This window comes from Limosilactobacillus coleohominis (assembly GCF_016901675.1).
GTDB classification, from domain to species: domain Bacteria; phylum Bacillota; class Bacilli; order Lactobacillales; family Lactobacillaceae; genus Limosilactobacillus; species Limosilactobacillus intestinavium.
Window position 1 is genome coordinate 1 of record NZ_JACJKU010000072.1, and the last position, 7,690, is coordinate 7,690.

The 7,690-nt window shown below is 38.9% G+C and carries 7 protein-coding genes; 2 read left to right on the forward strand and 5 right to left on the reverse strand.

Going from position 1 to position 7,690, the window contains the following annotated elements; all coding sequences use genetic code 11:
* Positions 1–181 precede the first annotated feature (181 nt).
* From H5975_RS06710 to H5975_RS06730, 5 genes are all read right to left on the reverse strand, one after another.
* The gene (locus H5975_RS06710) at positions 182–1,405 is read right to left on the reverse strand and encodes a CPBP family intramembrane glutamic endopeptidase (protein ID WP_204785398.1); all 1,224 of its coding nucleotides are present in this window, start codon (positions 1,403–1,405) and stop codon (positions 182–184) included.
* A gap of 235 nt (positions 1,406–1,640) precedes the next feature.
* Positions 1,641–3,464, reverse strand: coding sequence for a ribonuclease J1 (gene rnjA / locus H5975_RS06715; RefSeq protein WP_204785399.1), 1,824 nt, complete (start codon positions 3,462–3,464; stop codon positions 1,641–1,643).
* Positions 3,465–3,656: 192 nt separating this feature from the next.
* Positions 3,657–4,823: an MFS transporter gene (locus H5975_RS06720; protein WP_204785400.1), complete on the reverse strand. Its 1,167-nt coding sequence runs from the start codon at positions 4,821–4,823 to the stop codon at positions 3,657–3,659.
* A gap of 81 nt (positions 4,824–4,904) precedes the next feature.
* Entirely contained in the window at positions 4,905–5,249 is a 345-nt protein-coding gene (locus H5975_RS06725) for a hypothetical protein (RefSeq protein ID WP_204785401.1), read from the reverse strand.
* Between the two features lie 71 nt (positions 5,250–5,320).
* Positions 5,321–5,752 carry a MerR family transcriptional regulator gene (locus H5975_RS06730; RefSeq protein ID WP_204785404.1) on the reverse strand — a complete coding sequence of 144 codons (432 nt, stop codon included), beginning with the start codon at positions 5,750–5,752 and terminating at the stop codon, positions 5,321–5,323.
* Between the two features lie 206 nt (positions 5,753–5,958).
* Between H5975_RS06730 and H5975_RS06735 the strand changes: the two genes are divergently transcribed.
* Both H5975_RS06735 and H5975_RS06740 read left to right on the forward strand, forming a co-directional pair.
* A complete protein-coding gene (locus tag H5975_RS06735) occupies positions 5,959–7,383 on the forward strand; it encodes an MDR family MFS transporter (protein WP_239459497.1) in 1,425 nt (474 codons plus the stop codon).
* A partial coding sequence (locus H5975_RS06740) for a DUF4811 domain-containing protein (protein WP_204785403.1) occupies positions 7,383–7,690 on the forward strand: 308 nt, incomplete at its 3' end. The genes H5975_RS06735 and H5975_RS06740, both read left to right, overlap by 1 nt.

The window sequence follows — 7,690 nt, forward strand, 5'->3', positions numbered from 1 at the left end:
ACCTTTTTCTTTTATCAATGTATCTATATTTTAAAGGAAAACGGAGCTGAATGAAATCCGAAGATTTCATCCAACTCCGTTTATTATTGGGGACTTATGTCACAGCCCCGTAAAACTATACCAATTTAGCGAAAATTTCACGATTTTGTTAAACCAACACTAAATGATGTAGAGCCTTTTTTTAATTAAATTCTAGTCGGAAACCAAAATGTTGATCTTCTCCAATTAACCGGTCAGCATGACGTTTCATAACCTGACGTCGGTTTCCATACATCATCCAAATTGATATTCCAATAAAGACGACCATTTCAACAAATAGTGTAACCCAATCCATTGCACTTGCTTTATCAACCATTACTGATGTTCCAGAAACCATAAAGCTTGTCCAATCAATTAGAAAATGCATAATCATTGAAATCCATAACTGCCCAGTATACAAATAGACCACTGCAAAAAAAATTCCCATGGAAAATGCACTTAATACTTGAACAGTTGTAATATCAAAGCTTTGACCAATTAAGTTAAAGTAGTGCATCAAACCAAATAAAGCAGAACTCAATAGCACGGCATATGGAATCCGGTTATTAAAGTTTCTAAATGCGTATAATGCACAACCAAGGAAGCCAAAGCGGCACAGTGTTTCTTCTGCAACTGCGGCTTCAAATGCTTCCATTGTTAAAGTACCAGTAGGGCGTTTCCAAACAAGGTTATATTGGAAGAACATATTCTTCCAACTATTTCCAGTACCATAAGCATTCCAGATGGTAAACAGAATATCAACAATGATCAATGTCAACAAGACCCACCAGCTAAAGCCCCAACCAAATTGAGGCTTAATGCCTGGCCATGATAAGTGCCAAGCTCGCATAACAGTGGTAACCATTACAAAGAAGGAAACAGCTCCTACGGCCCCTGTACTAATCAAAACGGCAAATGCATGGGGCCCGGAGAACTTCAATGGAAAGGCCACTGACATTGCTAAAACAATGTTCATCCACCAAAATAGGTAAATGATTCGTCCAACTGCCCATTGAAGCTGACCACCAATTTCACTAGCAAATGGTGCAAACATCACAACATAATATATCATTCCTAGTGCAACAATTCCTCGAGCAGGCAATTGAAGTCTGACAATCAAAATTCGTGTAACCATTCCCCAGACCACGGTTAGAATCAACGGTTGAAAGATTGATTGCAGCCACCGATTAATTAATTCCAGCCAATGCGGTTGATGAGGAATGCTTGCACTCACAATTGCTAACAGCATTAATAATGCTACTGGGATAATCACTACCACTAAGCGAATGCCGTGATATGCTTCCCAGGCACCAATCAGCAAAAGTAAAAATAATATAACTGCCGATTGGGCTAAATACCAAATGTGGAGGTAATCTCTTCCTGACATTTTAGTTCCTCCATTCCAAGATTAAAAATAATTGCTATATCGATAATAACAAACTCATCCATTAATCAAAAGGCTAATTTAAAATTCAACATAATTGTTTTGTTTTAAATAGCCATTACATAATAATCTATTTATCCATGGAAAATCATGACTGAGGAGCAACAACAATAAGGGGCCTAACGATCGCAAACGAGCGTTAGACCCCATTATTGTTACTGTCTGTGTGGAATTATGATTATTCAGTTACCGCCGTTTTAGCAGTTTTCTTGTTTTGGCGATTAACTGATGGCTTCTTAGTATTCTCATGGTGATTACGACGCCGACGATGAGAATTATGCTTTTCACCAACTTCTTTGCGTGGTTCATCATTATTCAAAATGGTTACCATTGGGATAATAACTGGCCGGCGCCCAGTACGTTGGTAAAGCAGCTTTTGCAAGCGACTAACAATGGTACGATTGATGACTCTTCGATCAGCATGGGCATGATTCTTGAATGTATTTAGAATTGCCCAGAATACTTCATGATTTGCCGCTTTAATCAGTTCTTGTGACTCATGCATATATACAAAGCCACGAGATACAATGTCAGGTCCCGCTACAATCTGCTTATCTTTCATATCGATAACCGCAATTGCTGTTACAACCCCTTCTTCAGAAAGCATCCGCCGCTCGCGAATTTCGGGATTACCAACTGAATCATTAACGTCACGACCATCAATGTATACATCGCCCATACTATCAATATGGTCAGCAATTCGACATGTATCCTTAGTCAAAGCTAAAACATCACCATTTTGAAGGATAAAGCAGTGATCCTTTGGCACTCCAGTGAGCTGGGCCAGTTTGGTATGGATCTTTTGCATCCGGAATTCACCGTGAACAGGTGCAAAGAACTTTGGCTTCATTAAACGTAGCATTAGTTCTTCGTCAATTTGACCACCGTGTCCAGAAGTATGGATATTATTAACGTACCCATGAATAACTTCTGCACCGTCTTCTTCAAGTTTATTAATCAAAGCGTTCACACTAATTGTATTCCCAGGAATTGGGTTACTGGAAAATACAACCGTATCTCCAGGCTGAATGCTAATTTGACGGTGATTACCATTAGCGATTCTACTTAGCGCTGCCATTGGTTCACCCTGAGATCCTGTACACATAATCATCACCTCTTCAGGAGGAAATGAATTAATATCGTTAGGATCGATCAAAGACTTTTCAGGAATATTTAAGTAGCCTAAACGTTGACCAGCTTCAATTGCGTTCTCCATACTGCGTCCAAAGACTGCAATCTTACGACCTTGCTTTAGAGCTGCATCTACCGCTTCACGAAGCCGGTAGACGTTGGAAGCAAATGAAGCAAAAATGATCCGTCCCTTGATCCGCTCAAAGACTCGCCGAATGTGAATATCAACCCAGCGTTCTGATTTGGTAAACTCTGGACGTTCCGCATTGGTAGAATCTGACGTTAACAGTAAGACTCCTTCTTCACCCAATTTAGCCATTTGTTGAAAGTTAGGCGCTGGTAGATTACCAACTGGAGTAAGGTCAAACTTAAAGTCACCAGTTTGAACAATGGTACCTTGTGGAGTATGAACAGCTACTCCTAAAGTATCAGGAATGGAGTGTGTAGTTCTAAAGAAACTAACCCATAATTTCTTAAAATGAACCGTATCAAACTCATCAATTTCATGTAATTCAGCATCCCGTAACAGATGCTTTTCTTCAAGCTTGCCACGAATCAGTGACATTGCAAAAGGCCCAGCATAAATAGGAGCATTGACCTTTTGTAAGAAAAATGGCAAACCACCGATGTGGTCTTCATGACCGTGAGTAATGAAAATCCCCTTGATCTTATCCTTATTTTCTACCAAGTAATCATAATTTTGGATTACATAGTCGACACCTAATAATTCATCTTCGGGAAACAGGACCCCACAATCAATAATGACAATTTCATCTTGAAACTGCACACAGTACATATTTTTACCAATTTCACCCAGTCCACCGACTGCATAAAATGCAACTTCATTATTCTTAATGTTTAACTTTTGCATAGTACCTTCCCTTTATTAATTTTACTTATAACTTGTATGTATTGACCCAAAAAGGGTACGACAAAATAGTAGCCCTCGGTTAATGGCCACTATTATATTCATCTGTGAAACAAACTAGTTATATTTTTCCGTTCAAAGTAACTATTTTTAGTTTACCACAAGAGCGATTTAATGAGAAGAACCTTCTATTAACTAGTGATTATGAATGGCATTGTTTAGTCGTCGATGATAAATCGCATATACCAGAATAATAACTGGTACTAAAGTCATCATCACCGGATAATACCAACGTACTGGTAACGCACTATCAATGACCCCACCAAGAATGGGACCCAACGACATTGCAATATCCATGCCTAGATAAAATGTCGAGCTAGCCAGCCCCTGTTCGTTTAACGGTGCCAATAGCAGAGCAGTCGATTGTAAAACAGAATAAATAATTCCGTAGCCAACAGCCATTCCCGCAGCCGCAAGGGTCATTTGCCAATTATTATGCATTATAGCCAGCATCACCAAGTAAAAAGCCGTGGCAACCGTACTAGCTAACAGCCACCAACCAAAACAAACTCTATCAAAAAGATTTTTTAATACAATTCGTAATACTAACAAGATTACAGCGTAAATCAAAAAATAAGATCCAACTGCAACATCGATGCGACGCTGTGCTACATAAGTAACAATATCCGCTTGAGTAGCAAAATAAGGCAAAGCAAACAACGTAATTAAGAAGCAAACCGGCAATGCATCTTTTTGGATGATTTTAAAATGGTGCTTTTGCTTAGTCTGAACTTCAACCTGCCCCTTTTGACCTACAAACTGGATCATCACAACCATTAAGAGGGCCGAAAGAGCTGACAATAACATTGCATGTCGATAACCCACTGTTTGGTAGATATTAATTGAAATCGCTGGTCCAATCGCCATTGCTAAAGCGTTCATTAATCCATAAAATCCCATTGCTTCACCAACGTGTTCTCGTGGAATTAAATAAGCCAGCCATGTCGTCATACATACCGTATCAAGGACGTACCCCACACCGTTAATTAATCTAAAAAGTAGCAATAATTCGCTATTAGGAGTAACAACATAGCCTAACACTCCGATTAAGATTAAAATGCCACCGGCAAAAGACAATCCATACTTTGAAAAACGATCTGTCATGTTACCTGCAATTGGACGAAGCACCAATGCCGCAACACTCATAAACCCCACAATAATTCCTGCAAAGGTTGCGCTCGCTCCTAAACTTCGTGCATAACCATTGACCAACGGAGTAACGAACATCGTACTAAACATAAAAAAGAACGAGGCGGCCATCACCAAGATAACGTCACGATTATAAACGGAACTTTTTTTCATTTAACCAATTCTCCACTTAAATTTAAATAAAATAAAAAGGGCGCGTTCACCAATCATGACCGCACTCCTGCATTACTAACATTAATCTTCGACCGGTAGTTTTGTGTGTAAAGATTGTGTCCACCGATCCCAGTTGATCTGTGATTCACCATTCAAGTTATACTGCATATTCAACCGCTGCAAGATCCGGTCGAATGAAGATGATACCATTCGTTCACATAATGGAACCAGTGCATCTACTGTTTGGAAGTTGTTTTCCTCTAATAAATGGTTAATCATTGCCAGGTCACGATCATCTGCTAAGTTAGAAACTTCCTCTAAATTGTCTCCCTTAAATTGATGAATATAATAAACCATAAAATTCTTTCGTGCCTCGGCTTTAGCCTCGTCAGAAAGACTCGCATAATCTACTAATTGTTCGCTCACGATTGTTTCTTCCCTTCGTAAATTAATCATTATCTTCAGAATAACATTACGAAAGCGCTTTTGTTAAATAATTATTCGGCATCTCTTAAAATCAACTTAGTATCACCATTATTGTCAACAATTGCCACTACTCGTTTATCGGGCATGTTATCTAAACTTCCCAAGTCAATCTCATAATGCTGATCTTTTGCTTCAATATTTTGAATCCGTCCATTTGCAAAAGATTTGATACATTTAAACAACCCACGCCGTTGATTTTGTTTCTCATAGGCAACCGCTAAAGTAAAACCTTGGTTGAGATAATATTTAATCCCCATAACGGTGCCTAACGTAGCAATAGTATATTTGTGACTCTTATTTTTTTGTCCTTGAATGGACTTGATATACCCTTTCTTTTCCCAATAACGGATCTGGCTTGGCGATACTTCACACGCCTCGCTTAGTTCGCTCAATGTGATCTGTAATTTAGAATTAAAGAAAATTTTATGTAGCTCCCGAGCCATCGAATTCACGAAGAAAAGCCTCCTTAGTTAACTAGTTATCAAATAACAATATTAACTTTTTTAATCTCTTTGTCAAATTATTTGACAATAATATTTAAAAGTTATATATTAGTTGGTGCTGTATTTAAAAACGAAAGAGGGCCTACATAGTGCATGAAAATCAAACTCCAGTTGATATTAATGGACAACCATATAATCGGCGGTTAATGGTCGCCATTCTATTAATCGGTGCTTTCTGTACCTTTTTAAATCAAACTATTTTGGCAACTGCTTTTCCTGCCTTAATGAAGTCGTTTAATGTTAATACTTCAACTGTTCAATGGTTGACTACTGGATTCTTAATGGTTAATGGGATTATGATTCCCATTAGTGCTTATTTCAGTAATCGCTTCAATACTAAATATCTATATACCTCAGCCATGGTGATTTTTGAAATCGGAACAATCACGGCATGGCTGGCTCCTAATTTTGGTACCTTATTAGTTGCCAGATTAGTGCAAGCAGTCGGGGTCGGCATTACAATGCCCCTTATGCAAACTATTATGTTAACCATCTACCCACCTGAAAAGCGTGGTGCTGCCATGGGGATTAATGGTTTAGTAATTGGATTAGCACCTGCCATTGGACCATCACTATCAGGATGGGTCATTGATAACTATTCCTGGCGATACCTATTTGCAATGATTATTCCAATCGTAGCAATTGTTATTATTCTCGCTCCGTTCTTCGTCAAAAGCGTAATTGAGAACCGACACCCAAAGCTGGACTGGCTGTCAGCTCTGATTTCGACTTTTGGTTTTGGTAGTATGCTATATGGTTTTTCAACCGTTGGAGACAAAGGATGGCTAGATCCAGAAGTTATCATTACTATCGTGATTGGCTTTATCTTGGTTCTGATTTTGGCCTATCGTCAAACACACTTGGAACATCCATTCTTAGACTTCCGAGTATTTAAAACATTCGAATTTACTTTAGCAACGATTCTTAGTTCTATCACAATGATGGCAATGGTTGCAGTTGAATTAGTAATCCCACTATATTTACAAATCGTTCATGGAATGTCAGCATTCCATTCCGGTTTAACCCTATTATTTGGGGCATTGTTCATGGGTGCTATGAGCCCAATTACCGGGAACCTGTTTGACCGTTATGGTGCTCGTCGGCTTGCCACAACTGGAATGTTTATCTTGGTAATTGGGACCTTACCATTTGCCTTCGTTAACCGGGACACCCCTACAATCGATATCATCATCCTTTATGGTATCCGAATGTTTGGTATTTCTATGGTTATGATGCCAGTTACTACTTCCGGTATGAACGCTTTGCCATTTAACCTCATTGCGCACGGAACTGCAGTTAACAATACGATGCGCCAAGTAGCAACCTCTGTTGGGACCGCAATTTTGATGTCCGTCTTAACCAACGTTACCAAAAATGCGCAACCTGCTAAGTCACTCTTAGTAAAATCTCCACTTCAATACAAAGCCGCAATGATCAATGCAACTCTCAAGGGATACCATGCATCATTCTGGTTTGCCATTGCTTTTTCAATCATTGGATTCTTCGCAACCTTCTTACTAAAGGATACTAAACCGCGTGACTTAGCAAACAAGAAGGAGGTGGCTGACTAATGCTTATCTATTTATCATTCTTAACAGCCATTGGGTTGTACCTATGTTCAATATTTTTGAAAAAAGGACGGCAAATTGGTGTCACTGTTTTTGCAATTCTTTTCGTTCTTTGTACAGCTGGTGTCACTGCAAACTATTCACATCACTGGGGAATGAAAAAAGTTACCACTATTACTACTCAAAAAATTTATTCTGCTGCAGGACAACAACTGCCTATTAACCTTTATCAACCAGTTGGAACTTCTGGTAAGGATAATGTTTTCCTATATAAAACTTCTGTTAACCAAAAGAAGCCACTGCATACGCA